Source organism: Sphingomonas faeni, from assembly GCF_040407565.1.
Classification (GTDB): Bacteria; Pseudomonadota; Alphaproteobacteria; order Sphingomonadales; family Sphingomonadaceae; genus Sphingomonas; species Sphingomonas faeni_F.
Genome location: NZ_JAPZPR010000005.1, coordinates 137,784 through 163,620, shown reverse-complemented (window position 1 = coordinate 163,620; position 25,837 = coordinate 137,784). Strand labels below are relative to the sequence as shown.

Below are 25,837 nucleotides of genomic sequence, written 5' to 3'. Positions count from 1 at the left end.
CATCTTCGCGCGGTTCATTCGAAGGAGCCGTTCGTTGCGCTTGACCCTTGCCCTCCTCCTGCTCGCGGCGACGCCGGCCTTTGCCCAGCAACAACCGGCCGCACCGGTACCTGCCCCCGTACCTGATGGCCCGACGCGCAGCTTCACCGGCAGCGACCTGTTCGGCCTGACGATCGCGGCGGACCCGCAGATCAGCCCGGACGGCAAGACGATCGTCTATGTCCGCCGCACCGGCGACGTGATGACCGACACGATGAAGTCCTCGCTGTGGCTGATCGACGTCGCGAGCGGTCGCCAGACGCCGTTCGCCACCGACGGCAGCAGCCCGCGCTGGTCGCCTGACGGTGCGCGGATCGCCTATGCCGCACGCGACGGCGAGGGATCGCAGCTATTCGTCCGGTGGCTAACCGGTTCGACGAGTGCGCGCGTGACGAGTTTCCCCCGCGATCCGCAGGCGCTCGCCTGGTCGCCGGACGGGACCAGGCTCGCCTATATCGCGACGGTAGCGGGCGAGGGGACCAAGCTCGGCACGCAGCCGCCCAAGCCCGAGGGCGCGAAATGGGCCGAGCCGCTGACGATCATCGACCGGGTCAACTACCGCAACGACGGGCCGGGCTATGTGAAGCCGGGCTACGACCACCTCTTCGTGGTCGGCGCGGACGGCGGCGCGGCCCGGCAGCTCACATATGGCAAGTTCGACGACGGCGGCCCACTGTCGTGGACGCCGGATGGCCGCAGCATCGTCTTCGCCGCGATCCGTGGGCCCGCCGCCGACCGCCAGGTGATGAATTCCGACGTGATCGCGGTCGATACGAGCAGCGGCACGATCCGGACGCTGACGACCCGCGATGGCCCCGACGCGCAGCCACGCGTCTCGCCGGATGGCTCGAAGATCGCTTGGCTCGGCTTCGACGACAAGCGCCGCAGCTACGAGAACACGCAGCTCTATGTCGGCGACCGCGATGCCGCCTCGCCGCGCTCGCTGACCGCCACGCTCGACCGCGCGATCGAGGACGCGGTGTGGTCCGCCGATGGCCGCAGCCTGTACGCGAGCTACGACGATCACGGCCAGCGCCGCGTCGCGCGGATCGGAGTCGATGGCCGCGTCACGCCGCTGATCGACAATGTCGCGGGCGGCGGGCTCGACCGGCCCTATACCGGCGGCGAGTTCTCTGTCTCGAAGGGCGGGACTATCGCCTATACCGGTGGCGATGCGAGCGCCCCCGCCGACGTCTGGGTGCTGGCGGGCGGGAAGCCGCGCCGCCTGACGACGCTCAACGCAGTGCTGACCGGATCGAAGGCGCTCGCACAGGTCCGCAAGATCACGGTGACCGCGCCCGACGGTCGCCCGATCGACGCATGGCTCGCGACCCCGCCGGGCCGTGTCGCAGGCCAGCGCGTACCGCTGATCCTCGAGATTCACGGCGGCCCGAATGCCGCCTACGGCTCCGGCTTCGCGACGGACATGCAGCTCTACGCCGCGGCCGGCTATGCGGTGCTCTGGACCAACCCGCGCGGCTCGACCTCCTACGGCGCCGAGTTCGCCAACCTGATCGACAAGACCTATCCCGCCGCCGATTACGACGACCTGATCGCCTCGGTCGACGCGGCGATCAAGGACGGGACCGCCGATCCTGACAATCTGTTCGTGACCGGCGGCTCTGGTGGCGGGCTGCTGACCGCATGGATCGTCGGCAAGACCGACCGGTTCAAGGCCGCGGCGACGCAGAAGCCGGTGATCAATTGGATCAGCGAGGCGCTCACGATGGACGCCACACTGTTCACCTCGCGCTACTGGTTCACCAAGCTGCCGTGGGAGGATCCGATGAGCTATTGGAACCGCTCGCCGCTGAGCCTGGTCGGCAACGTCAAGACGCCGACCCTGGTCGTGGTCGGCGGTGACGATTACCGAACGCCGGTCAGCGAGTCCGAGCAATATTATGCGGCGCTACAGATCCGCGGCGTGCCGACCGCGCTGGTGAAGGTGCCGGGCGCGAGCCACGGTGGCCTCGCCGCCCGCCCGTCGCAGTCCGCGGCGAAGGCGTCGGCGATCATCGCCTGGTTCGATCGATACCGGAAGCCGGCAGCGGCGCAGGGAGCAGCACAATGACGACACGGTACATGATGCTGGCTGGCGTGGTGCTGGTCTCGACCGCGGCGGTCGCTCAGGTCCAGCCGCCGCGCGTCGCGAAGAAGCCGTTCCAGGTGACGTCGCCCAACGGCGCGCGCGAGGACGATTATTACTGGCTGCGCGACGACACGCGGAAGAACCCGGCGATGCTCGCGTATCTCGCCGCGGAGAACGCCTATGCCGATGCGCAACTATCCTCGCTGAAGCCGCTTCAGGCGAAGCTCTACGAAGAGACCGTCTCGCACATCAAGCAGGACGACAGCTCGGTCCCGTACGCCAAGAACGGCTATTATTACGGCTCGCGGTTCCAGACCGGGGCCGATTACCCGATCCTCGAACGCCGCAAGGGCAGCCGCACCGCGCCCGCCGAAACGCTGTTCGACGAGCCGGCGATGGCGAAGGGCCACAGCTTCTTCGCGCTGAGCGACTGGGCAGTGAGCCCCGACAACCGCCGCGTCGCCTGGGCCGAAGACACCGTCGGCCGTCGCCAGTATGTCCTCAAGGTGAAGGACCTCGCGACCGGCGCAACGATCGCCGACACGCTGTCGAACATCGAGCCGAACGTCGTCTGGGCGGACGACAACAAGACGTTGCTGTACGTCGAGAAGGACCCCGTCACGTTGCGCGGCTACCGCGTAAAGGCGCATGTCCTCGGCACGCCGGTCGCCAGCGACCGTCTGCTCTACGAAGAGAAGGACGACACCTATTCGATGGAGGTCTCGCGCACCTCCGACGACAAGTTCGTCTGCATCGGCGTCGGCAGCACGGTGAGCGACGAGCAACGCTGCGCACCGGCCGCTGCCCCGACCAGCTTCACGATCGTCGCACCGCGGGCGCGCGAGTTTCGTTATAGCGCGGATCATATCGGCAATCGCTGGATCATCCGCACCAACAAGGCTGCAAAGAACTACAAGCTCGTCACCGTCGCCGATGCCGACTTGGCCAAGGGAACGACGGCATGGCGCGACCTCACGCCGGCCAGCGACACCGTCTTCATCGAAGGCTTCAAGCCGTTCGAAGGCTTCGTCGCGATCGACCAGCGCGAGGGCGGCAACCGGATGATCCGCGTGCTGAACGACGCCGGCAAGTCGACTGCGGTCACTGCCGACGAGCCCGCCTATCGCATGTCGCTCGACGTCAACGAGGAAATCGCAACGCCTTGGGTCCGCTACACCTACGGCTCGCTCGTCACGCCTACCACCACGTATGAGGTCAACGCGAAAACCGGCGAGCGCCGCGTGCTGAAGGTCGCCCCGGTGCCGGGCTACGATCCAGCGAAATACGTCACGGAGCGAGTATGGGCACCGGCGCGGGACGGCACGCGCGTGCCGGTGTCGCTGGTCTACGCCAAGGGCACGAAGCGAGACGGCACCGCGCCGCTCTTCCAATACGCCTATGGCAGCTACGGAATCTCAAGCGATCCGGGCGTCGACCCCGGTCGCATCGGCCTGCTCGATCGCGGCGTGATCTACGCGATCGCGCATATCCGCGGCGGGCAGGAGATGGGCCGCGGCTGGTATGACGACGGACATCTGCTCAACAAGAAGAACAGCTTCACCGACTTCATCGACGTCACCCGCCATCTCGTCGCGCAGAAATATGCGGCGAAGGACCGCGTCGCGGCGATGGGCGGCAGCGCGGGCGGGCTGCTGATGGGCGGCGTCGCGAACATGGCACCGGCGGACTACAAGCTGATCATCGCGCAGGTGCCGTTCGTCGACGTGGTGACGACGATGCTCGACGCGTCGATCCCGCTGACGACGTTCGAGTATGACGAATGGGGCAACCCCGCGCAGAAGGCATCGTACGACTACATGCTGAGCTACTCGCCGTACGACAACGTCAAGGCGAAGGCCTATCCAGCGCTGTATGTCGGCACCGGGCTGTGGGACAGCCAGGTGCAATATTATGAGCCGACGAAATGGGTCGCCAAGCTGCGCGAACTGAAGACCGACAAGAACCCGCTGCTGTTCCGCGTCAACATGGAGGCGGGGCATGGCGGCAAGTCCGGGCGGTTCGAGCGCTATCGCCAGAATTCCGAGTGGCAGGCGTTCATGCTGCAACAGCTCGGTCTCGCGAAATAGCGCGACCGTTGGCACGCGACCCAAAGCAGGGTACCGATCATGCGGGACACGGCTTCCAGCCGTTTCCCGTGATCGCGTCGGTGCCCGGAAGGGCTTGATTGGGAATGCGGTGCGGACGATTCGCCGTCCCATGCCGCGGCTGTCCCTGCAACTGTAAGCGGTGAGCGAGACGCACGAGCCCTTTTCGCGAGGGCAGCCACTGGGTCGACGACCTGGGAAGGCGTGGCGAGGAGCTTTGACCCGCGAGCCAGGAGACCTGCCGGCGTCTGGTCGCTCTTGTCCCGGTCCAGGGGGTGGCCGAGGCACGGTGAACGCCGTCTGCGTGGCACTGGCTGAGCGACGACCATGTGGCGGGGGCCGCATCGGCGTCGTGCGTCGGCCGCTCATGGCGTCCGGTCGTCGCATGACCCGGCCGTTCGCGGCAGGCCCCGGTCCTCGTCGGACGCTCGGGGTTTGTGCATGACGACTTTGACACTTGAAAGACCGACGCGGGTTTCGACCCGAAAGCGCATCGGCTGGATGTTCGCAGGCCTGGTCGCGGCCAACATCGCCGCATGGTGCTGGGCGTTCTCGCTGTTCCACGCGCAACCGCTGATGCTGGGCACAGCCTTGCTGGCCTGGGGGTTGGGCCTGCGCCACGCGGTCGACGCCGACCACATCGCCGCGATCGACAACGTGACGCGCAAGCTGATGCAGGACGGACAGCGCCCGATCGCGGTCGGCTTCTGGTTCGCGATCGGCCATTCGGGGATCGTGCTCATCGCCGCCGTCGCGATCGCACTGACCGCGAACGCGCTCTCGCAGTTCGAGGCATTCAAGCAGGTCTGCGGGGTGGTCGCGACCGTCATCTCCGCCGTGTTCCTGTTCACGATCGCCGCGATGAACCTGATCATCCTGCGCTCGGTGTGGCGCACCTTCGGCCACGTCCGCGGCGGCGGCACCTATGTCGAGGAGGACCTCGACCTCCTCCTCGGCAACCGCGGCCTGCTTGCACGTCTGTTCCGCCCGATGTTTCGGCTCGTCACGCGGAGCTGGCACATGGCGCCGCTCGGCTTCCTGTTTGGGCTGGGTTTCGACACGGCTACGGAGGTCGCGATCCTCGGCCTCTCAGCAAGCCAGGCCGCCGACGGTCTCTCGATCGGTGTCGTCCTCGTGCTCCCCGTACTGTTCGCGACCGGCATGGCATTGGTCGATACCGCGGACGGCGTCGTCATGCTCGGCGCCTATGAATGGGCATTCGTGAAACCGATCCGTAAGCTCTACTACAACATCACCATCACCTTGATCTCCGCCATCGTCGCGATCGCGATCGGCGGGATCGAAACGCTGGCGCTGCTCGGATCGAAGCTCGGCTTCACCGGCGGCATATGGGACGTCGCAACGGCGCTCGGCGAGAACTTCAACGGCCTCGGCTTCGCGATCATCGGCCTGTTCGTGCTCTGCTGGGTGCTGAGCTTCGCGATCTACCGCTGGAAACGCTTCGACGAGATCGAAGTCGTGCACGGATAGCTGGCGTCATAACTGAGTTGGACGCGCTCTCGATCCTCCCCCGCCAGGGGGAGTTGGCGCGAAGCGACGGAGGGGGAGGACGGCGACCACGTTTGCTCCGTGTCCTCCCCCTCCGTCTGGCAAGTGCCAGCCACCTCCCCCTGGCGGGGGAGGATCGAAAACTACCGATATGCGAATTGGCACGCTCTCGGAATTCCTCTAACCAACCCCCGAGGCTCGGTTTCACCGAACCTCACAGATCGCGCCGGTGCCCTTCGGGGCTTGAATGGGAATGCGGTGCGGGAGTTCCTCCCAATGCCGCGGCTGTCCCTGCAACTGTAAGCGGTGAGCGAGACGCACACACCCTTCACGAGAAGGGCAGCCACTGGGTGAAAACCTGGGAAGGCGTACGTCGAGCCTCGACCCGCGAGCCAGGAGACCTGCCAGCGCAACGGTCGCTCTTGCTACGATCCAGGGGATGGTCGCGGCACGGTACTCCGTCTGAGCGACGAACGCGTGCGGCCCTATGGTCGTGCGTGCGTGTGCTCGCAGGAGAATACCAATGCCCGATCTTTCAAAGGTCCCCGTCACCATCGTCACCGGCTTTCTCGGCGCCGGCAAGACCACGCTCATCAGCCACCTGATCCGCAACGCGAACGGCCGCCGTCTCGCCGTCGTCGTCAACGAATTCGGCACGCTCGGTATCGACGGCGACATTTTCAAGGGCTGTGCGATCCCCGATTGCCCGGCGGAGAACGTGATCGAGCTGGCGAACGGCTGCATCTGCTGCACGGTGGCGGATGATTTCATCCCGACCGTGGAGGCGCTCCTCGCGCTCGACCCGCGCCCCGATCACATCCTGATCGAGACCTCCGGCCTCGCGCTGCCCAAGCCGCTGTTGAAGGCGTTTGACTGGCCCGCGATCCGCTCGCGCATCACCGTCGACGGCGTCATCGCGCTCGCCGATGCGGAAGCCGTTGCTGCGGGCCGCTTCGCCCCCGACGTGGCCGCGCTCGACGCCCAGCGTGCCGCCGACCCGAGCGTCGATCACGAGACGCCGCTCTCGGAAGTGTTCGAGGATCAGCTTGCCTGCGCCGATCTTGTCCTGCTCACCAAGGTCGATCTCGCCGGCCCCGAGGGAGTCGCCAAGGCCCGCGCGGTGATCGCCGCGGAGTCCGCACGCCCGCTCCCGGTGATCGACCTGACCGACGGCATCATAGATCCCGGCGTGATTCTCGGCCTCAACGCCGCGGCCGAGGACGATATCGCCAGCCGCCCGTCGCATCACGACGGCGAGGATGATCACGAGCATGACGACTTCGACAGCGTCGTCGTCGAGCTTGGCGAGATCGCCGACCCCGCCGACCTGACCGCGAAGATCGAAGCGCTCGCCCGGAGCGCCGACATCCTCCGCGTAAAGGGCTACGCCGCCGTCACCGGCAAGCCGATGCGCCTGCTTGTCCAGGCGGTCGGCGCGCGCGTCCGTACGCAGTACGACCGCCCGTGGCGCGCCGACGAACCGCGCCGCACGCAACTGGTGGTCATCGCCGAGCACGACCGCATCGACGAGGCCCGCATCAAGGCCGCGCTGAACGGCTGAGGCCCACGATGCACGTCGTCTTCCGCGAGACCCACGGACTAGAGGAAAGCGCGGTCCCGCAGGACCTCGCCCAATCCCCCGCGGATCTCGTCGTCCTCTCGTTCTCCGACGGTGACCTCGGCGCGTTCGCCGCGGGCTGGAAACGTGCGGATGTCGCTGGAAGCCGATTGCCCTCGCTGCGCCTCGCGAACCTGACCGCACTCCAGCACCCGCTTTCGGTCGACACCTATGTCGAACAGACGCTGGCCGGCGCGAAGGGCATTCTGATCCGGCTGATCGGCGGGCGCTCCTACTGGAGCTACGGCCTGCAACAGGTCGAAAATCTCGCGCGAGAAAAGGGCATCGCGCTCGCCGTTCTCGCCGCAGACGGTCGCATCGACACGCGTCTCGACGCCGCCTCGACGATCCCGCTCTCGACGCTACGCCGCCTGGCCCATCTCTGCGACACCGGCGGCGCCGTCGCGGCGCAAGCGGCACTGGCCCAGTTCGCGCTCGCGGCCGGCATCTACGCCGGCCCCGTTACCGGCGTCCGCGCGATCGCCGACGTCGGCGGCTGGCAGCCACATGACGGCGTGACCTGCCCAGCCGCGTTCGCTCTGAACGCGACACGCCCCCGCATCCTGATCGTCTTCTACCGCTCGTACCTGACCGCCGCGGACCTCGACCCGATCGAAGCGCTCCACGCCGAGCTGACCGCGCGAGGCTTCGACGTCATCGGCCTCTTCGCGCCCTCGCTGAAAGCGCCCGACGCAGCCGGCTGGATGAAACGCTGGGTCGAAGCGTTGAGGCCCGCCGCGATCGTCAACGCCACCGCCTTTTCCGCACGCGGCGCCACCGAAACCACGCCTCTCGACGGCGCGAACGTCCCAGTATTCCAGATCGCACTCGCCACCTCCGACCGCGCGGCTTGGATCGGCGCGACCCGAGGCCTGTCACCCGCGGATCTTGCGATGCACGTCGTCCTCCCCGAAGTGGACGGCCGCCTCTTCGCCGGCGTCGCCAGCTTCAAGGAAGCCGCCGCCCGAGATGGCGACCTGGAATACACCCGCCGCGAACACTGCGCCGACCCCGCGCGGATCGCCGCCATCGCCGCGCGCATAGAAGCCTGGACGAACCTCGCCAGCAAACCCGTCGCCGACCACCGCCTCGCGATCGTCCTCTCGACCTACCCCGGCAAGGCGTACCAGATGGCGCACGCCGTCGGTCTCGACGCGCTAGCCTCCACACAAGCGATCCTCGCCGACCTCACGGACGCGGGCTACGCGATCACCCCCGACTCAACTGATCTCGCGACCTCCCGCATCCACTGGCCGCTCGCCGAGTGTCGCAAAGCCCTCGCGCACCTCCCCGAAACCCTGCAAAGAGACCTTCAAGAAAGCTGGGGCGACCCAACGGAAGACTTCACGTTCACCGCGATCGACCAAGGCGGCGCGCTCGTCGCGCTACAACCCGAACGCGGCCGATCCGAGCAACGCGCGGACGAGTATCACGACCTCTCCCGCTGCCCCTGCCACGCCTATGTCGCCTTCTACCTCTGGCTTCACGCGCGAGGCACCGATGCGCTGGTCCATGTCGGCGCGCACGGCACGCTCGAATGGCTCCCCGGCAAGTCGGTCGCGCTGTCCGACGCCTGCTGGCCCGAGGCGCTGACCGGCGCGATGCCCGTTATCTACCCGTTCATCGTCAACGACCCCGGCGAAGCGGCCCAAGCCAAACGCCGCATCGGTGCGGTCACGCTCGGCCATGTTCCGCCACCGCTCGAACGCACGCGCACCGGCGCCGGTCTCGGTCGCCTCGAAGCGCTGCTCGACGAATTCTCCAACGCCGACGGCCTCGATCCCGCCCGCCGCGACCGCCTGCAACGCGACATCCGCGACGAAGCCACCGCCACCGGCCTCGCCGCGACGCTGGGCCTCGACGACGCGCAGTCCCAAGCCGACGCGATCACCCGCATCGACACCTTCGTCTGCGACGTGAAGGAAAGCCAGTACGGTGACGGTCTCCACATCTACGGCCGCGGCGAACACGGCGCAGCCGAACGCGCCGGTCTCCTGTCGGCCCTCCAAGGCAAACGCGTCGCGTCCGGCCCCTCCGGCTCGCCGTGGCGAGGTCGCGCCGACGTCCTCCCGACCGGCCGCAACCTCTATACAACCGATCCCCGCGCAGTCCCGTCGCGCGCCGCCCATACCCAAGGCGTGAAGCTCGCCGACGAACTCGTCCGCCGTCACCTGCAGGATCACGGCGACTACCCGCGCAACCTCGTCGTCGACCTATGGGCCTCCGCCACGATGCGCACGGCCGGCGAAGAGTTCGCGATGGCGCTCTATCTGCTTGGCGCGGAACCGGTGTGGGACGTGCAGTCCGACCGCGTGACCGGCATCGAGATCCTCCCGCTCGCCAACTTCGATCGTCCCCGCATCGACGTCACCCTGCGTGTATCCGGCCTGTTCCGCGACGCCTTTCCGACGCTCTGCACGATGTTCGGCCAGACCGTCCGTGCGCTCGCAGCACGCGACGAACCGGCGGACTGGAACCCGTTCGTCGGCCATGTCTCGACCCCGCGCGTCTACGGCCCCGAACCCGGCCGCTACGGCCTGAGCATGGGCGACGCCGCCGAAACCTACACGCCCGAAGCCCGCCTGACTGCGGGGAAGGCCTGGCTCGCTGCCTCCAGCCACGCGCTCGATGGCAGCGGGGAGGGGGGCACCGACCAGTTCGATCCGACCGGCATCCGCGATCGCGTCGCCGCCGCAGACGCGTTCGTCCACATCCAGGACCTCCCCGAGACGGACCTGCTTCTCGCTGCCGACTATGCGGCGCACGAAGCCGGGTTCGCCGCCGCGCAGTCCGTCGCAGGCGGCACCGCTGCGCTCTACCACCTGGATGCGAGAGACCCGTCGCGCGCAATCGCCCGGCCGTTGCGGGAGGAAATCGCCCGCGTCGTCCACGCCCGCGCTGCGCATCCGGGCTGGATCGACGGGATGATGCGCCACCGCGTTCGCGGCGCCGCGGAGATCGCCGCGACGCTCGATCACCTCGGCGCGTTCGCACATCTCGCGGGTGCAGTCCGGCCCGAACTGATCGATCTCTACTACGACGCCACACTCGGCCGCGGCGACGTCCACGCGTTCCTGGCCGAGGCGAACCCCGGCGCGCTTGCGGCGATGCAGGCGCGTTTTGCCGCGCTCTACGCAGCCGACCTCTGGCCGACCCGCCGCAACTCGATCCGAGCGCAGTTGAACCTGCCCTCGTGAGCGAGCCCGTCGTCAGGGGATGGTGCCCACATGCCTGGCGCCCGATGATGGCCGGCGATGGCCTGCTCGTCCGCGTTCGCCCGCCACTCGGCCGCCTGACCCGCGCGCAGGCGCTCGGGCTCTGCGTGGCCGCAACCGAGCACGGCAACGGACAGATTGATCTCACCACCCGCGCCAATCTCCAGATCCGCGGCGTCCGCGAGGATGGCTGGCGCTCGCTGGTCGAGGCGTTGATCGACCTCGGCCTGATCGATCTCGATCCGGTCCGCGAAGCCCGCGCGAACATCCTCGTTGCCCCTGACTGGCGGACGGGCGACGACACCCACCGGATCGCCGAAGACTTGCGCCGCCGCCTGTCCGACCTGCCCGACCTCCCCGGCAAGATCGGCTTCGCCATCGATGCCGGCGCCAGACCGGTGCTGCGTGAAGCGCCCGCCGATTTCCGCATCGAGCGCGCCGCATCCGGCACGCTGATCCTGCGCGCGGAAGGCCGCGCCCTCGGCGCGCCGCTGACGCTCGGCGGTGAGCCGGAAAGCCTCATCGCGCTTGCCCACTGGTTCGTCGATACCGGCGGCCTTGCGAGCAAGCGCGTCGCGCGACATCATGCGCCACTTCCCGAGTGGGCTCGCGGAACGACACCCCCCGCTGCCGTCGCGGCACCGATAAGCCCCGGTCCAAATCCGCTGGGGATCGCGCTCGGGCTGAGGTTCGGTCGCCTGACCGCGATCGCAATGACCGATCTGCTCGCCGCCGAACCGACGATCCGGGCGATCCGGACAACGCCTTGGCATATCGTGGTATGCGAAACCGACCCGCAGCTCGCCACGCAACTCGACAGTGCCGACTTCATCACCGACCCGTCCTCACCGACGCTGCGAGCAGACGCGTGCGTCGGCGCGCCCGCCTGTCCGCAGGCGACCGTCGAAACGCGTGATCTCGCCCGCCGGCTCGCTCCGCACGTGACCGGACGCCTCCATGTCTCGGGATGCGCGAAGGGGTGCGCGCGCGCCGCGACCGCCGATGTCGTGCTGACCGGCCGCGACGGCCGCTACGACCTCGCCTTCGACGCGCGCGCCGGTGCGCCATCCGCCCGGACCGGGCTCGACGCCGCGCAGATCCTTGCCCAGTTCGGAGCCGCCTGAATGCCGTACGCCTATGAAACCGACGGCGCGGCGATCTACCGCCAGTCCTTCGCGATGATCCGCGCCGAAGCCGATCTTGCGCACTTTTCAGCCGAGGAAGAGCCCGTTGCGGTCCGTATGATTCATGCCGCCGGCGTAGTCGGGCTGGCCCGCCACATCCGCTTCAGCCCCACCTTCGCGGTCGATGCCCGCCGCGCGCTGCAGGCTGGTGCACCGATCCTCTGCGACGCGCGCATGGTCACGGAGGGCATCACGCGGGCAAGACTGCCGGCAGACAACCGCATCGTCTGCACGCTCCAGGATTCCCGGACGCCAGACCTCGCGCGCACTATGGCGAACACGCGGTCGGCAGCCGCACTGGAGTTGTGGCGCCCTCATCTCGCCGGTGCCGTCGTCGCGATCGGCAACGCACCGACCGCATTGTTCCACCTGCTCAACATGCTCGAAGACCCCGATTGCCCGCGACCGGCGGCGATCGTCGGTTGCCCGGTGGGTTTCGTCGGCGCGGTCGAGTCGAAGGCCGCGCTCTGGACCGACCAGCCGGTCCCCTGCGTCGTCGTGGAGGGCCGCATGGGTGGCAGCGCGATTACGGTTGCCGCCATCAACGCGCTCGCGAGCGGCACCGAATGACAATCGGTACGGTATACGGCGTCGGCCTCGGCCCCGGCGCGCAGGACCTTATGAGCGTCCGCACCGACCGCCTCGTCCGCGGTGCGCGCCATATCGCCTATTTCCGCAAGGCTGGTCGTGCCGGTCATGCGCGGAAAATAGTCGACGGCATGCTCCGCGACGACGTGATCGAGTTCCCGATGGAATACCCGGTGACGACCGAAATTCCGGTTTCGGATCCCCGCTACAATGATTGCCTCGCGGCCTTCTACACCGGCTGCATCGCTCATCTCGCCACGCTTGTCCGCGCCGGCGGAGACGTCGTCGTGCTCTGCGAAGGCGACCCGTTCTTCTACGGTTCGTTCATGCACCTCTACACCCGGCTCCAGGCAATCGCGCCGGTGCAGGTCGTGCCCGGCATTACCGGCATGTCGGGCGCCTGGACCGCGAGCGGCGCGCCCATCACCTGGGGCGACGACGTCCTCACCGTGCTGATGGGCACGCTCCCCGAAGACGACCTCGTCCGCCGGATCCGCGACACCGACGCGCTTGTGGTGATGAAGATCGGTCGCCACCTCGACAAGCTCCGCCGCGCAGTCTCCGCCGCCGGGCGCGAGGGCTCGGCCTGGCTGGTCGAACACGCGGCAATGGCAGACCAGCGCGTCACACGGCTGTGCGACGCCGCGGCTGTCACGCCCTATTTTTCGATCCTGCTGATCCATGGCCAGGGGCGACGGCCATGACGGGCTGGCTGGCGATCGCGGGCCTCGGGCCCGGCGACCCGACCCTCGTGACCCCGGAAGTCACCGCCGCGCTCGCCGACGCGACCGACGTGATCGGCTACATCCCGTACGTCGCCCGCGTCGCGCCCCGCCAGGGCCTTACGCTCCACCCGAGCGACAATCGCGTCGAACTCGACCGCGCCGCGCATGCGCTCCAGCTCGCCGCACAAGGAAGGCGCGTCGCGATCGTATCGTCGGGCGATCCGGGCGTGTTCGCGATGGCGGCGGCGGTGTTCGAGGCGCTCGAGGCCGGACCGTCCGAGTGGCTCGATCTCGACATCCGCGTCCTGCCCGGCATCACCGCGATGCTTGCCGCTAGTGCACGCGCCGGCGCCCCGCTCGGGCATGATTTCTGCGCAATCAACCTGTCCGACAATCTGAAACCCTGGAGCCTGATCGAACGTCGCGTGCGCCTCGCGGCCGAAGCCGACTTCGCCATCGCGTTCTACAACCCGCGTTCGAAGGCACGCGCCGATGCGCTGGCCCGCATCTTCGACCTCCTGCGCGAAACCTGCCGCGACGACCGCCCCGTGTTGTTCGCCCGCGCCGTCTCGACGCCGGAGGAGACCCTCGGCATCGTCGCGCTCACCAATGCCCGCGCGGAAATGGCGGACATGCGGACGATGATCATCGTCGGTTCGAGCCTGACGCGGATTATCGAGCGCCCCGCCGGCCCGATCCTCTACACGCCAAGGTCGGCCCCATGATCGATCCAGCGCAGCACGTCTTCTGCGGCATGCACCTCCAGCCGGGAAGGCATGACCGGCCGATCGATCATGATCACCGGCAGCCCGAGCGCACGCGCCGCATCGAGCTTGGCGGAAGCGCCGGTGCCGCCGGCATTCTTGCACACCACGACGTCGATCGCATGGGCCTCCAGCAATTGCCGGTCGCCCGTGACATCGAACGGTCCGCGATCGACCACCAGATGATGGCGGGGCGGGGCTGGCTCTCGATCGGGCCGGTCGACGAACCGCAGCAGATAGTCGTGCTGCGGCTGGACCGCGAAGGCGTTGACATGCATCCGCCCGAGCGCGAGCATGACGCGTCGCGCGGGGCCGGCCAGCGCCGTGACCGCACCGTCGATATCGGCCACGCGGGTCCATCGGTCACCGACCACTGGCACCCAGGCGGGTCGCGTCAGCGCGATGTGAGCGACCCCGGCACGCGCCGCAGCGGCGACCGCATTCGCGCTCATCCGCGCCGCGAACGGGTGCGTCGCGTCGACCAGGTGCGTCACGCCATGATCGCGGAGATAGTCGACCAGCCCATCGATACCCCCGAAGCCACCGACCCGCACCGGGATCGGCTGCGCCTTGGGGCTGGCAACGCGCCCCGCATAGCTGAGCACCGCGGCACAGCCCCGTGCAGCCAGCAGCATCGCCAGCGCGCTAGCCTCGGTCGTGCCGCCCAGCATCAGGATGTTCGACATGACTGACCCTCCCTGGCTGACGATCGTCGGGATCGGCGAAGACGGCGCGGCGGGGCTGTCGGACGCCGCGCGATCCGCGCTCGCCGAAGCCGCTCTCGTGACGGGCGCAACGCGTCACCTCGCGCTGCTCCCCGATCTTAAGAGCGCGGTCGCGCCATGGCCAGTCCCGTTCGAGGACGGCCTGACGGATCTGCTTGCGCATAGTGGCCGCAAGGTCGTGATGCTCGTCTCGGGCGATCCGTTCTGGTTCGGCGGTGGTAGCACGGTGACCCGCCACCTCGATCCCGACGAGTGGGTTGCGCACCCGACGCCCTCGACCTTCAGCCTTGCCGCAGCGCGTCTCGGCTGGCCGCTCGAAGACACGGTCTGTCTGGGTCTCCACGCGGCGCCCTTCACGCGTCTTCGCCCGCACATCGCGCCGAACCGCCGCGCAATCGTCCTGGTTCGCGACGGTGCGGCGGTCGCAGACCTCGCCGGTTACCTCAAGGCGCTGGGCTTTGGCGGCTCGCATTTGCACATCCTCGAAGCGCTCGGCGGTCCGCGCGAACGGGTTCGTCAAACGACTGCGGCGACGCTGGCGTTCGACGACATCGCCCACCCGGTCGCGGTCGGTATCGCCTTCGCAGGCGACGGTGCGGTCCTTTCGCAGACTTCCGGACTGTCGGACGCGTGGTTCGAGCATGACGGCCAGATCACCAAGCACCCGATCCGCGCGCTGACGCTGTCCGCACTCGCGCCCCGGCCCGGCGAAACGCTCTGGGATATCGGTGCGGGGTCAGGCTCGATCGGTATCGAATGGTTGCTCTCGCATCCGTCGACGCAGGCCACCGCGTTCGAGGCGGACCCGAGCCGGGCGGACCGTGCCCGGAGCAACGCCGCCGCGCTCGGGGTCGACCGACTGCGCGTGTTCGAAGGTCGCGCACCGGACGTGCTCGAAGGTCATTTACGACCGGATGTCGTCCTTATCGGCGGCGGTCTGTCCGAGGCGTTGCTCGAGCACCTTTGGAAAACGCTGCGGACCGGCACGCGGCTGGTCGCCAACGCGGTCACCCTGGAGTCCGAAGCTTTGCTTGCGCGATGGCACGGCCTGAAAGGGGGCTCGCTGCTGCGGATCGAACTCGCCGACGCCGTTCCGCTCGGTACGCGCCGCGGCTGGGACGCGCGGTTTCCCGTCGTGCAATGGAGCGTGACGCTGTGATCGTCGCCGGTTTCGGGTTTCGCGCGACGGCCGATCTCTCGGCGCTCAAGGCGGCGCTCGCCAGCGCGCAGCAGGGCTTGCCGCTCGTTACCGCACTCGCCACCCCACATGACAAGCTGAACCTGCTCACGGACCTTGCCGAAGCGATGATGTTGCCGATCGTCGCGGTCTCACCCGCACAGTTGCAGGCGGCGGTAACGCACACCAGTTCGCTAGCCAGCCTCGACGCGCGCGGCACCGGCAGCGTTGCCGAAGCGTCCGCGCTCGCTGGAGCCGGCCCCGGCGCGCGCCTCCTGACGACCCGCCACATCTCGCCTGACCATATGGCGACCTGCGCCATCGCTAGATCGGGTGCTGAAGGATTTCACGCATGACCGTCCATTTCATCGGTGCCGGCCCCGGCGCGCCGGACCTGCTGACGCTCAGGGGCCGCGACCGGATCGCGGAATCGCCGGTGTGCCTCTACGCCGGATCGCTGATCCCGGCGGCGATGCTCGATCACTGTTCGCCCGGCGCGCGGATCATCAACACCGCGCCGCTATCGCTCGACGAGATCATCGCCGAGATCCGGACCGCACACGATGCTGGGCAGGATGTCGCGCGGCTCCATTCGGGCGACCTGTCGATCTGGTCGGCGATGGGCGAGCAGCTCCGGCGGCTGCGCGCGCTCGACATCCCGTTCACGATCACGCCGGGCGTGCCCGCCTTCGCCGCCGCCGCCGCCGCGCTGGAGGTCGAGCTGACGCTGCCGGAACTCGCGCAGTCAGTGGTGCTGACCCGGACGCCAGGTCGCGCCAGCACGATGCCGCCGGCCGAGACGCTGACCGCGTTCGCGGCGACGGGTGCGACCCTCGCGATCCATCTCTCCGTCCACAATCTCGCGCAGGTAATCGCGGACGTGACGCCGGCCTATGGTGCCGAGTGCCCGGTCGCGATCGTCTGGCGCGCGAGTTGGCCGGATCAGCAGATCGTTCGCGCCACGCTCGCGACGATCGCGGATCTGTTGGCGGGCAAACCCGACCGCACCGCGCTGATCCTCGTCGGCCAGGCGCTTGCCGCGGAGGATTTCGCCGAAAGCAGCCTGTACGCCCAAGGCTATGACCGCCGCTTTCGCCCGCAATCCGCGGACTCGCGATTTGCCGGAGTAGGCGAATGACCCGCGGCCTGATGATCGCCGCGCCCGCGTCCGGCACTGGCAAGACCACGGTCATGCTCGGCCTGCTCCGTGCGTTGCGCGACGATGGCCTCGCGGTGCAGCCGTTCAAGAGTGGTCCCGACTATATCGACCCTGCCTTCCACCGTGCCGCCAGCGGTCGCGCGTCGTTCAATCTCGATAGCTGGTCGATGCCTTCCGCGATGCTCGAGACGCTGGCTGCAAAGGCGGATGAGGCCGAATTTGCGCTGGCCGAGGGTTCGATGGGGCTGTTCGACGGCGTCGCGACACCCGGCGCTAGCGGCAACGGCGCCAGTGCGGACATCGCGCGGCGGATGGGATGGCCGGTCGTGCTGGTGATCGACGTCTCGGGCCAGGCGCAGTCCGCCGCGGCTACCGCGCTCGGCTTCAGCCGCTACGATCCGACCGTGACGATCGCCGGCGTGATCCTCAACCGCGTCGCCAGTCCGCGCCACGAACGCCTCGCACGCGCAGGGATGGACGCCGTCGGTCTCCGCGTATTCGGCGCGTTGCCGAGGCGCGGTGACCTCAAGCTGCCCGAACGGCATCTCGGGCTGGTGCAGGCGGCGGAGCATCCGGACCTCGATGGGCGGATCGACGAATACGCAGCGTTCCTGCGCGCTCATGTCGACATTCCCGCGCTGCGTGATGCTGCAACTGCCGGCGTCCGATCGGCAAGCCCGGCGACCTGGATTCACCCGCCCGCGCAACGCATCGCGCTGGCCCAGGACGCTGCGTTCTCGTTCACCTACGCGCACGTCCTGGAGGGCTGGCGACGGGCGGGCGCCGAGGTGATCCCGTTCTCGCCGCTCGCCGACCAAGCGCCCGCCGCGGACGCCGACCTGGTCTGGTTGCCGGGCGGCTATCCCGAGCTTCACGCCGGCAAACTGGCCGCTGCGCACAAGTTCCAGACAGCACTCGCAGAGCATGCCGCGACGCGCCCGGTCCACGGCGAGTGCGGCGGCTACATGGCGCTCGGCGAAGGGTTGATCGACGCCGACGGCACGCACCACCGGATGGCCGGCCTGCTGGGCCTCGTCACCAGCTATGCGCAACGGAAGATGCACCTCGGCTATCGCCGCGCGACCTTGCGCGCGTCGATGGGCGGCTTTGCCGCAGGCGCCGCGCTTACCGGCCATGAATTCCACTACTCGACGATCGTCGAGCAGCCCGACGCGCCCCTCGCGCACGTCGCCGATGCGGAGGGCAACGGGGTCGCCGAAACCGGCTCGTACCGCGGCCACGTCACCGGGAGCTTCTTCCACCTGATCGCTGCCGGCGAAGGAGAGTTCGTCGCACGCACGCCGGTGGCAGGCCATTGATCGACCTGCACCTTATCGGCATCGGCACGGGCAATCCTGACCATCTCACCCGCGCGGCGATCGCGGCGATGAACGCGGCCGACCTGATCCTGCTGCCACGCAAGGGCAGGGCGAAGTCCGACCTGATCGATCTGCGCCGGGAAATCTGTGCGCAGGTGCTGACGGGCGCCACCCGGATCGTAGAGTTCGACCTGCCCGTGCGCGATCCGGTGGCGGCGTACCGCGACGCGGTCGATCGCTGGCACGATGCGATCGCCGAGGTCTGGGCCGCCCAGATCGCCGCGCATCTGCCTGGGGGCGGCCGGCTCGGGCTACTCGTTTGGGGCGATCCGTCGCTCTACGACAGCACGTTGCGGATCGCCGACCGGCTGCGTGCGCGCGGGATGGCAATCCGCGTCCATGTCGAGCCCGGCATCACCAGCCTCCAGGCGCTGACCGCGGCGCATGCGATACCGCTGAACACGCTCGCCGCCCCGGTCCTGATCACGACCGGGCGACGACTGCGCGCGGAAGGATGGCCACCGGCGATCGACACGATCGCGGTGATGCTCGACGGCGGGTGCGCGTTCGAGACGCTGGCGCCGGACGACCTCGTGATCTGGTGGGGCGCCTATCTTGGCATGCCGCATCAAGCGCTGATCGCGGGGCCGCTGGCGCTGGTGGCTGACGACATCGTCCGCACCCGCGCGGCGCTCCGCGATCGGCACGGCTGGATCATGGACATCTACGTCCTGCGTCGCAGCCGAGGCAGGCTTTGAGTAATCTGAACGGCGTTTAATCTGAACGGCAGATGGCCGGGCCGTTCAGCCAGGATGCGGCGTAGAGATCGTAAGCGCCGGCCGACCGAGAGAAAGACGGAGTCGGACCATGTTGAAGATCGTCATCGTCGTCGTCGCGGCGATATGGGGTGCGTCCATGCTGTTCGGCGTCAGCCTGCTCGTCGGCAGCCGCTATTCCGCGCGTGTCCGGCGGTTCGTCACGGGAGAATAGTCATGCACCGGTTCATGACCGGCGGGTGACCTGTGCCCACCGGCGGAGGTTGTCCGCCGGCGATAATCGCAACGAACCGCGGCGTGCTATTCGAGGTCGTTCTCGTCGACCACGATCGTCGTCGCGTTCGGCTTGCGTTCGATCGCCGCGAGGCACGCGTCGACGATATCGTCGTTGAAGCGGTTGAACAGCTCGATCGCGTCGTCCTCGGGCTCGTCGCCGCTCAGTTCCTTGAGCACCGCGTACTTGACCGCGAAATCATACTCGTCGCCGTCGAACTCGCCGAGGAATTCGATCTGCTTCTGGACGTCGTTGTCGACGATGCTGGATTCGTCGATTTCAAGAAGGGTTGCCATGTCTGAGCTCCTGAGGTTTGCGGGCCTACTGCCCGCCCTCGGGCAACAGCGCAAGCAACTCGCTGCCGCTCATTTCACTGCGTCACCTTTCCCCGCTTTGCCACCGAAGCGACCACGCCAGTTGACCAGATGCCCGACCGCGAGCAGCACGCTACCCGCGACCGTCAGGATCGTCTCGGTCGAGCTCCGTGCGGCAAGCACGATGCCGAGCGTCATCAGCGTCAGCCCGGCCATGCCCATCACTACCGGCACGAGACTGCGATGCGCACGCCAGCCGCCGGTCAGGGCGAGCGTACTGGTCGGCACCGCGATCGCCAGAACGACGCGGTGGAAGGTTTCGCCGGGATCGATCCAGGCCGCCAGTGTCGGCAATGCAGCCAGCAGGAGCGGGAGCAGAAGGCAATGCGCCATGCATACCGCCGAGGCGCCGACCGCGAAACCGTCGAGCCTGTCGCCGATGGATCCTCGTCTGGACGACAGCGGGCCGGACGACAGCGGGCCGGACGAAAATTGGCGTGGATAGCGTGCTATGATCAAGATCCCTTGCATGTGCCCGACAGATGATACATTGTATCACTCAGCGCAAGGGGTGATGGTCGCCGCCTGCGATTGTTCGCCACAGGACATTGTAACGCCCTGTGCGACCGTGCAAAAGCACGGCATCACTCCTGCCATTGTGAGTCTCAGATGCGTTCACGCCTGCTCCGTTCCGCTGCTATCCTCTGCTGCTTCGCCAGCGCCGCCGTCCAGGCGCAAGGCGGTCGCGTCAACCCGCTGACCGTTCCCAGCACGCTGCCGTTCCAGGCGCCGCGCTTCGATCAGATCAAGGACACCGATTACCAGCCCGCACTCGAGCAGGGCATGGCCGAACAGATCGCCGAGATGAAGGCGATCGCGAACAACCCCGCGGCACCGACGTTTGCCAACACGATCGAGGCGATGGAGCGCTCGGGCCGCACGCTCGACCGCGCGAGCCAGGCGTTCTTCGGCGTGTCGCAGGCGAACACCAACGATGCGCTCGACGCGGTGCGGTCCGCCGAGGCGCCCAAGCTCGCGCAGCACAGCGACGCGATCTACCTCGACCCAAAGCTCTTCGCGCGCGTCCAAGCGCTTTATGCGAAAAAGGACTCGCTCGGTCTCGATGCCGAGCAGAAGCAGGTGCTGGAGATCTACCACAGCGATTTCCTGCATGCCGGCGCGCAGTTGAACGATGCCGACAAGGCCAAGCTGCGGTTGCTCAATACGCAGATCTCGACCGCGACGACCGACTTCCAGCAGAAGCTGCTCGCCGGCACCAAGGCTGGCGCGCTGGTGGTCGACGACAAGACCAAGCTCGCTGGGCTCAGCGATGCCGAGATCGCCGCCGCTGCCGAGGGCGCGAAGGAGCGGGGGATGCCCGGCAAATACGTGCTGTCGCTCCAGAACACGACGCAGCAGCCCGCGCTCGCCTCGCTCTCCGATCGCGCAACCCGCGCGGCGCTGTTCGAGAAGAGCTGGAACCGGTCGCAGCGCGGCGACGCGAACGATACGCGCGCACTGATCCAGAAGATCGCGCAGTTGCGCGCGCAGAAGGCGCAACTGCTCGGCTATCCGAACTACGCCGCCTATTCGCTGTACGACCAGATGGCGAAGACCCCGGCGGCGGCGAAGGGCTTCATGACGCAGCTCGTCCCCGCGACCGCCGCGGAGCAGCGCCGCGAGGCGGCCGAATTGCAGAAGACCATAAACGCGACCGGCGCCTCGTTCCCGCTCGCGCCGTCCGACTGGGATTTCTATTCGGACAAGGTGCGCAAGGCGAAGTACGACCTCGACCAGAACGAGCTGAAGCCGTATTTCGAGATCAGCCGCGTGCTCACCGACGGCGTGTTCTTCGCCGCGAACCAGCTCTACGGCGTCACCTTCAAGGAACGCCGCGACATCCCGACCTACCAGCCGGACATCCGCGTGTTCACCGTCTACGACAAGGACGGCTCCGAACTGGGCCTGATGTATTTCGATTACTGGAAGCGCGATAACAAATCGGGCGGCGCGTGGATGTCGAACTTCGTCGGCCAGTCGAAGCTGCTGAAAACCAAGCCCGTCGTCTACAACGTCGGCAACTTCACCAAGCCCGCGCCGGGCCAGCCTGCGCTGATCACGTTCGACGACGTGACGACGATGTTCCACGAATTCGGCCATGCGCTGCACGGCCTGTTCGCGAACCAGACCTATCCTTTGGTCTCGGGTACCAACACCGCGCGCGACTGGGTCGAGTTTCCGTCGCAGTTTAACGAGCATTGGGCGCTCGATCCCAAGGTGTTCGCGAACTATGCCAAGGATTATCGCACCGGTGCGGTGATGCCGCAGGCGCTCGTCACGAAGATCAAGAACGCGGCGAAGTTCAACCAGGGATATGAACTGGGCGAGCTGGTCGCGGCGGCGACGCTCGATCAGGACTGGCATTCGCTCCCGGCGTCGGCCGGGCCGCAGGATGTCGACGCGTTCGAGACCAAGGCGCTGAACTCGATGGGGCTCGACACGAAGGACGTGCCGCCGCGCTATCGCACCAGCTATTTCGCGCACATCTGGGCGGGCGGTTATGCGGCGGGCTACTATGCGTATCTGTGGACGCAGATGCTCGATAACGATGCCTATGCGTGGTTCATGGCGCACGGCGGCCTGACCCGCGCAAATGGTCAGCGCTTCCGCGACATGATCCTTTCGAAGGGTCATACCGAGGATTACGGTCCGATGTTCAAGGCGTTCTACGGCAAGGATCCCGACATCGGCCCGATGCTCGAGGATCGCGGCCTGACGGCGGGAGCGAAGTAACCGAACCGGGCTGGTCGCGACGCTCCGGTGTCGTGGCTAGCCCGAAGCGGGCGGCACCAGGTCGAGCGCTTTGTGGCTAGGGAAGCGGGCTGGCGCATCGCCCGGGCGCCACGGTGGCAGTCTCAGCATAGCCGCCGCGAACGCATCCGATGCCAGATGCGCGGCCAGCCATGTATGAAGCGCAGGCAAGGGCAAGGCGTCGAAATAGTGCCGGTCGGTTGCCGCGAATTGCCGGACGAACGGCATGATCGCGAGGTCGGTGATCGTCGCGCATCCGCCCCCGAGGTATCGGTTGCCGGTCAGCCGTGTCTCGATCGGGTCGAGAAGCCGGGTTGCCGCATCGCGGTGCTCGATCGGATCGCCGCCGTGGCGGTCGGCATATTTGTAGCGATCGAGATGATGTTTGAACGCGCCGTCGTTCGCGGCGATCAGCGCGAGATCGGGGGCTCCTGCGTCGTCGTCGGCGAACGCCCAGCGCATGATGTCGAGGCTCTCGTCGATCACGGTTCCGTCGGGAAGGACCAGCACGGGCACCGTGCCCTTGGGCGACGCGGCCAGCATCGCCGCCGGCTTGTCGCGCAAGACGATCTCACGCAGTTCGACACGGGCGCCCCCCGCGAGGATCGCGAGGCGTGCGCGCATGGCATAGGGACAGCGGCGAAAGCTGTAGAGGATCGGCAGCGACATTGCGCCGCCATAGCCGGCGACCGCATTGCCGTCGTCAGGTTCCGGAGCCGGACCCCAGACGGGGGCCCGGCTCGTCGGATCAGAAGCGATAGCCGATCGTCGCCTGCGCGGTGCGGCGATTGCCATACCAGCACCAGCCGTAATCGAGGTAGCAGGTGCTCAGATACTTCTTGTCGAACAGGTTGGTGACGTTGGCGGCCAGCGTCAGGTTCTTCAACTGGGGCGACAGCTTGCTGAGATCGTAGCGAATCAGCGCGTCGGCCAGCGTGTAGGATGGAGTATTGCGCTCGATGCCGTCGAAATAGGTGCCGGCATAGACCTTGTCGACATGGCGTATCGCGCCGCCGATCGCGAACCCTTCCAGCGCGCCGCTCTTGGGCGCCCATTCGAGATTGGCGGAGATGCCGCCGCGGCCGACGCCGAGGATCTGGCCGCCATCGGGCTTTTTCACCTTCTGCCGGCTGAACGCCAGCTTGGCCTCGAAACCATAGGGCAGGGGGGCGGTCGCCTCGATCTCGACGCCGTGCGAATTGACCTTGTCGGTCTGCTGATAGCCGTTGAGGTTGGCGAGATAGACCAGGACGTTGGTCTGATCGATGTCGAACCATGCGCCGGTGACCAGGATGCTCGTGCCGGGCACGGTGTATTTCGCCCCGATCTCGAGCTGCTTGCCCGAGGACGGGCTCGCGAACTCGCCGGTCGGGCGGCCCTGATCGTCGACCAGCGCGCCGATCTGCGGCTCGAACGACGTCGAATAGCTGACATAGGGCGCGATGCCGATCGGCGTGGTGTAGAGCGCCCCGGCGCGCCAGGTGAACTTGTCGTCCTTCTGTCGCTGGCCGTTGGTCGAGACCTGTGCCCAGTCCTGCCGTCCGCTCAGCACGACGCGCAGGTCGCCGATCGCCATCTGGTCCTGCGCGTAGACGCCCTGTTGGCGCAGATTGGCCTGGAGCTCCTGCACGGTGGCGAGCGTGCCGGGAGCGTAGCCGGGCACGGTCTCCGGCGTCCGCGGCACGACCATCGTGCCATAGACCGGGTTGAACCCGTTGATCGGCGTGGCGCCGCCGAACGCATAGACCTCGTTGGCGTGTGCGACCTGGCGATCGGTGCCGAACAACAGGTCGTGTCCGATCGGTCCGGTCGTGACCTTGCCGTGAAGCTGGTTGTCGAACGCCCAGGAATTGAGCTGTTCGCGGGTCGAGTAGGAAAAGCGGTCGAACGTCTGCTGCGTCGCATCGCTGGCGGTCAGCGAGCCGCCCGGATAGACGATGCCGAGCTTGGAGCTGACATATTGGTAGCGGCCCAACGATCGCAGGCTCCAGCCGCCGCCGAAATCATGGTTGAAGATGTAGGTGAGCGCCGCCTGTTCGCGGGAGAAGAAATTGTCGGGTTCGCCGCCATCCCATTTCGTCGAAAGCTTGCCGTTCGGATTGGTCAGGAACGTGCCCGACGCCGGGAAGACGCTGTAGGTGCCGTTGAAGGGATCGTGCGAATAGGCGCCGAGCAACGTGAAGCTGGTCGAGCTGCCAGCGCCGGCCGTGACCGCCCCCGACACCGTCTGGCGCTCGCGTTTGCCGAAGCGCTGCTGGGTCGACGCGCCGTTGGCGCTGCCGTTCAGCCGCCACAGCACGCCTTCGCCCGCACGACCGCCGAGATCCGCATCGACGCGGTAGAGGTCGTAATTGCCGTAGGACGCGCTGATCGCGCCGTACAAGGCCTGGTCGAGCGGCAGCTTGCTCGACAGCGACACCAGGCCGCCCGGACCCGACTGACCATAGAGCACCGATGCCGGACCCTTCACGACCTCGATCCGATCGAGCCGCGACACATCGACCTGCGGCTGAAGATACCCCGCGCCGCCCTGCAACTTCAGTCCGTCGAGGAACTGCGGCGCATCGAACCCGCGCAGCTTGAACTGGTCGTACACTTCGGCGCTCGACCCGCGCTGCTCGGGGGTGACGCCTGCCACGAAGCGCAGCGCCTGATTGAGGTTCTGCAAGCCCAGGCCCGCGATCTCGCCCGACGTGATCACGCTGATCGACTGTGGCGTCTCCGCGAGCGGCGTATCGGTTTTCGTGCCCGACGACGCCTGTTCGGGGGCGTGTTGTCCGGTCACGACGATCGCGTTGGTCTCACCGTCCGCCTGAGCGGTCTGCGCAAAGCCAGGGCCGGCTACGAAGGCCGAACCGAGCAGGATGGCGGTGCCGAAGCGACGACGTGTCATGAAATTCCCTTTACGTTATGCCGCCCCGCTAGAGTTTATGATAACGATTATCAATAGCCAGCTGTGGCTTCAGGGAAATAGCGCTTGCATCCGCGACAATCCGGCAACACCCGCTCGCGTGAACACCCAGGGTCGGACAGGGACGATATGGACGCGCGGAATTTCAGTGAGATCGCGGTGGCCGGCGATGCCTCATGGTTCGATCGCCACCCCGACCGGCGGTTGCGCATCCGCAATCTGGTCGAGGGAGAATTCGGCGACGTGGCGGGACCGCCGCCTGTCGGCATGGCGTGGCGGACCATTGTCCTGGAAGCACAGCCTGGGGCACGTAGTCGGCAGGCGATCGCCCTGCCGATCGGCGTTGATCTCGACACGCTTGGCGATGCCGAACTCTTCGACCTGTTCCTTCAGGTCGCGCCGCCCGGTGCACGCCGGATGATCGCATCGCTGCGCAAGGTGAAGGTACCCGGCAAAGCGGACGCAGGCGCGGCTCAGTAAGAGCCACCGCGAACGAGTCCGCGCCGGATGCGGCGCAATATCCGACAAACCGAGG

General features: G+C 67.4%; 22 protein-coding genes and 2 riboswitches. Of the genes, 17 read left to right on the top strand and 5 right to left on the bottom strand.

Annotation, left to right across the window (positions count from 1 at the left end):
* Positions 1-34: 34 nt before the first annotated feature.
* The 9 genes from O6Y00_RS11930 to cobJ all read left to right on the top strand — a co-directional run bounded on the left by O6Y00_RS11930 (position 35) and on the right by cobJ (position 13,797).
* Complete coding sequence (locus O6Y00_RS11930) at positions 35-2,110, top strand: prolyl oligopeptidase family serine peptidase (protein WP_435368619.1); 2,076 nt, start codon at positions 35-37, stop codon at positions 2,108-2,110.
* Complete coding sequence (locus O6Y00_RS11925) at positions 2,107-4,215, top strand: S9 family peptidase (protein ID WP_353442834.1); 2,109 nt, start codon at positions 2,107-2,109, stop codon at positions 4,213-4,215. The genes O6Y00_RS11930 and O6Y00_RS11925 overlap by 4 nt, the downstream gene beginning before the upstream one ends.
* A gap of 61 nt (positions 4,216-4,276) precedes the next feature.
* Positions 4,277-4,493, top strand: a riboswitch (cobalamin riboswitch).
* A 181-nt stretch (positions 4,494-4,674) separates the two neighbouring features.
* The gene (locus tag O6Y00_RS11920; RefSeq protein WP_435368618.1) at positions 4,675-5,724 is read left to right on the top strand and encodes a HoxN/HupN/NixA family nickel/cobalt transporter; all 1,050 of its coding nucleotides are present in this window, start codon (positions 4,675-4,677) and stop codon (positions 5,722-5,724) included.
* 228 nt (positions 5,725-5,952) lie between these two features.
* Positions 5,953-6,165: riboswitch (cobalamin riboswitch) on the top strand.
* Between the two features lie 100 nt (positions 6,166-6,265).
* Complete coding sequence (gene cobW / locus O6Y00_RS11915; RefSeq protein WP_353442833.1) at positions 6,266-7,303, top strand: cobalamin biosynthesis protein CobW; 1,038 nt, start codon at positions 6,266-6,268, stop codon at positions 7,301-7,303.
* Positions 7,304-7,311: 8 nt separating this feature from the next.
* Positions 7,312-10,557, top strand: coding sequence for a cobaltochelatase subunit CobN (cobN, locus tag O6Y00_RS11910; RefSeq protein WP_353442832.1), 3,246 nt, complete (start codon positions 7,312-7,314; stop codon positions 10,555-10,557).
* A gap of 47 nt (positions 10,558-10,604) precedes the next feature.
* Positions 10,605-11,699, top strand: a complete 1,095-nt coding sequence (locus tag O6Y00_RS11905; RefSeq protein WP_353442831.1) for a cobalamin biosynthesis protein CobG — start codon at positions 10,605-10,607, stop codon at positions 11,697-11,699.
* Positions 11,700-12,329 (top strand): precorrin-8X methylmutase, encoded by a 630-nt coding sequence (locus O6Y00_RS11900; RefSeq protein WP_353442830.1) that lies wholly within the window; start codon positions 11,700-11,702, stop codon positions 12,327-12,329. It abuts the gene before it with no gap.
* Entirely contained in the window at positions 12,326-13,051 is a 726-nt protein-coding gene (cobI, locus tag O6Y00_RS11895; protein WP_353442829.1) for a precorrin-2 C(20)-methyltransferase, read from the top strand. The genes O6Y00_RS11900 and cobI overlap by 4 nt, the downstream gene beginning before the upstream one ends.
* On the top strand, positions 13,048-13,797 hold the full coding sequence (gene cobJ, locus O6Y00_RS11890) for a precorrin-3B C(17)-methyltransferase (protein WP_353442828.1): 750 nt from the start codon (positions 13,048-13,050) through the stop codon (positions 13,795-13,797). The genes cobI and cobJ overlap by 4 nt, the downstream gene beginning before the upstream one ends.
* Here the strand turns inward: cobJ and O6Y00_RS11885 are convergent.
* On the bottom strand, positions 13,773-14,522 hold the full coding sequence (locus tag O6Y00_RS11885) for a cobalt-precorrin-6A reductase (RefSeq protein WP_353442827.1): 750 nt from the start codon (positions 14,520-14,522) through the stop codon (positions 13,773-13,775). The two genes, cobJ and O6Y00_RS11885, sit on opposite strands and share 25 nt — an antisense overlap.
* On the opposite strand from O6Y00_RS11885, the gene cbiE reads away from it, so the two are divergent.
* From cbiE to O6Y00_RS11855, 6 genes are all read left to right on the top strand, one after another.
* Positions 14,512-15,720, top strand: coding sequence for a precorrin-6y C5,15-methyltransferase (decarboxylating) subunit CbiE (cbiE, locus tag O6Y00_RS11880; protein ID WP_353442826.1), 1,209 nt, complete (start codon positions 14,512-14,514; stop codon positions 15,718-15,720). The two genes, O6Y00_RS11885 and cbiE, sit on opposite strands and share 11 nt — an antisense overlap.
* Positions 15,702-16,094, top strand: a complete 393-nt coding sequence (locus O6Y00_RS11875; RefSeq protein ID WP_353442825.1) for a cobalamin biosynthesis protein — start codon at positions 15,702-15,704, stop codon at positions 16,092-16,094. Before cbiE ends, O6Y00_RS11875 begins: the two co-directional genes overlap by 19 nt.
* Positions 16,091-16,876: a precorrin-4 C(11)-methyltransferase gene (cobM, locus tag O6Y00_RS11870; RefSeq protein WP_353442824.1), complete on the top strand. Its 786-nt coding sequence runs from the start codon at positions 16,091-16,093 to the stop codon at positions 16,874-16,876. The genes O6Y00_RS11875 and cobM overlap by 4 nt, the downstream gene beginning before the upstream one ends.
* A complete protein-coding gene (locus O6Y00_RS11865) occupies positions 16,873-18,216 on the top strand; it encodes a cobyrinate a,c-diamide synthase (protein WP_353442823.1) in 1,344 nt (447 codons plus the stop codon). Before cobM ends, O6Y00_RS11865 begins: the two co-directional genes overlap by 4 nt.
* Complete coding sequence (cobF, locus tag O6Y00_RS11860) at positions 18,213-18,974, top strand: precorrin-6A synthase (deacetylating) (RefSeq protein WP_353442822.1); 762 nt, start codon at positions 18,213-18,215, stop codon at positions 18,972-18,974. The genes O6Y00_RS11865 and cobF overlap by 4 nt, the downstream gene beginning before the upstream one ends.
* A gap of 109 nt (positions 18,975-19,083) precedes the next feature.
* Entirely contained in the window at positions 19,084-19,206 is a 123-nt protein-coding gene (locus O6Y00_RS11855; RefSeq protein ID WP_353442821.1) for a hypothetical protein, read from the top strand.
* A gap of 86 nt (positions 19,207-19,292) precedes the next feature.
* Here the strand turns inward: O6Y00_RS11855 and O6Y00_RS11850 are convergent, their stop codons facing one another.
* Entirely contained in the window at positions 19,293-19,562 is a 270-nt protein-coding gene (locus O6Y00_RS11850; RefSeq protein WP_353442820.1) for a DUF1488 family protein, read from the bottom strand.
* A gap of 69 nt (positions 19,563-19,631) precedes the next feature.
* Complete coding sequence (locus tag O6Y00_RS11845) at positions 19,632-20,021, bottom strand: MerC domain-containing protein (RefSeq protein ID WP_353443028.1); 390 nt, start codon at positions 20,019-20,021, stop codon at positions 19,632-19,634.
* Between the two features lie 228 nt (positions 20,022-20,249).
* Here O6Y00_RS11845 and O6Y00_RS11840 point away from each other — a divergent pair, with 228 nt between their 5' ends.
* The gene (locus O6Y00_RS11840; RefSeq protein ID WP_353442819.1) at positions 20,250-22,373 is read left to right on the top strand and encodes a M3 family metallopeptidase; all 2,124 of its coding nucleotides are present in this window, start codon (positions 20,250-20,252) and stop codon (positions 22,371-22,373) included.
* Between the two features lie 36 nt (positions 22,374-22,409).
* Here the strand turns inward: O6Y00_RS11840 and O6Y00_RS11835 are convergent, their stop codons facing one another.
* A complete protein-coding gene (locus tag O6Y00_RS11835) occupies positions 22,410-23,060 on the bottom strand; it encodes a glutathione S-transferase (protein ID WP_353442818.1) in 651 nt (216 codons plus the stop codon).
* 79 nt (positions 23,061-23,139) lie between these two features.
* The gene (locus O6Y00_RS11830) at positions 23,140-25,284 is read right to left on the bottom strand and encodes a TonB-dependent siderophore receptor (RefSeq protein WP_353442817.1); all 2,145 of its coding nucleotides are present in this window, start codon (positions 25,282-25,284) and stop codon (positions 23,140-23,142) included.
* Between the two features lie 147 nt (positions 25,285-25,431).
* Here O6Y00_RS11830 and O6Y00_RS11825 point away from each other — a divergent pair, with 147 nt between their 5' ends.
* Positions 25,432-25,782, top strand: coding sequence for a hypothetical protein (locus O6Y00_RS11825; protein ID WP_353442816.1), 351 nt, complete (start codon positions 25,432-25,434; stop codon positions 25,780-25,782).
* Positions 25,783-25,837: the final 55 nt, after the last annotated feature.

Excerpts from the sequence above, each read along its gene's own strand:
- O6Y00_RS11925 (WP_353442834.1), top strand. The coding sequence starts at position 2,107 with ATGACGACACGGTACATGATGCTGGCTGGCGTGGTGCTGGTCTCGACC.
- O6Y00_RS11920 (WP_435368618.1), top strand. The coding sequence starts at position 4,675 with ATGACGACTTTGACACTTGAAAGACCGACGCGGGTTTCGACCCGAAAG.
- cobW (WP_353442833.1), top strand. The coding sequence starts at position 6,266 with ATGCCCGATCTTTCAAAGGTCCCCGTCACCATCGTCACCGGCTTTCTC.
- cobN (WP_353442832.1), top strand. The coding sequence starts at position 7,312 with ATGCACGTCGTCTTCCGCGAGACCCACGGACTAGAGGAAAGCGCGGTC.
- O6Y00_RS11905 (WP_353442831.1), top strand. The coding sequence starts at position 10,605 with ATGGCCGGCGATGGCCTGCTCGTCCGCGTTCGCCCGCCACTCGGCCGC.
- O6Y00_RS11900 (WP_353442830.1), top strand. The coding sequence starts at position 11,700 with ATGCCGTACGCCTATGAAACCGACGGCGCGGCGATCTACCGCCAGTCC.
- cobI (WP_353442829.1), top strand. The coding sequence starts at position 12,326 with ATGACAATCGGTACGGTATACGGCGTCGGCCTCGGCCCCGGCGCGCAG.
- cobJ (WP_353442828.1), top strand. The coding sequence starts at position 13,048 with ATGACGGGCTGGCTGGCGATCGCGGGCCTCGGGCCCGGCGACCCGACC.
- cbiE (WP_353442826.1), top strand. The coding sequence starts at position 14,512 with ATGTTCGACATGACTGACCCTCCCTGGCTGACGATCGTCGGGATCGGC.
- O6Y00_RS11885 (WP_353442827.1), bottom strand. The coding sequence starts at position 14,522 with ATGTCGAACATCCTGATGCTGGGCGGCACGACCGAGGCTAGCGCGCTG.
- O6Y00_RS11875 (WP_353442825.1), top strand. The coding sequence starts at position 15,702 with ATGGAGCGTGACGCTGTGATCGTCGCCGGTTTCGGGTTTCGCGCGACG.
- cobM (WP_353442824.1), top strand. The coding sequence starts at position 16,091 with ATGACCGTCCATTTCATCGGTGCCGGCCCCGGCGCGCCGGACCTGCTG.
- O6Y00_RS11865 (WP_353442823.1), top strand. The coding sequence starts at position 16,873 with ATGACCCGCGGCCTGATGATCGCCGCGCCCGCGTCCGGCACTGGCAAG.
- O6Y00_RS11855 (WP_353442821.1), top strand. The coding sequence starts at position 19,084 with ATGTTGAAGATCGTCATCGTCGTCGTCGCGGCGATATGGGGTGCGTCC.
- O6Y00_RS11850 (WP_353442820.1), bottom strand. The coding sequence starts at position 19,562 with ATGGCAACCCTTCTTGAAATCGACGAATCCAGCATCGTCGACAACGAC.
- O6Y00_RS11840 (WP_353442819.1), top strand. The coding sequence starts at position 20,250 with ATGCGTTCACGCCTGCTCCGTTCCGCTGCTATCCTCTGCTGCTTCGCC.
- O6Y00_RS11835 (WP_353442818.1), bottom strand. The coding sequence starts at position 23,060 with ATGTCGCTGCCGATCCTCTACAGCTTTCGCCGCTGTCCCTATGCCATG.
- O6Y00_RS11830 (WP_353442817.1), bottom strand. The coding sequence starts at position 25,284 with ATGACACGTCGTCGCTTCGGCACCGCCATCCTGCTCGGTTCGGCCTTC.
- O6Y00_RS11825 (WP_353442816.1), top strand. The coding sequence starts at position 25,432 with ATGGACGCGCGGAATTTCAGTGAGATCGCGGTGGCCGGCGATGCCTCA.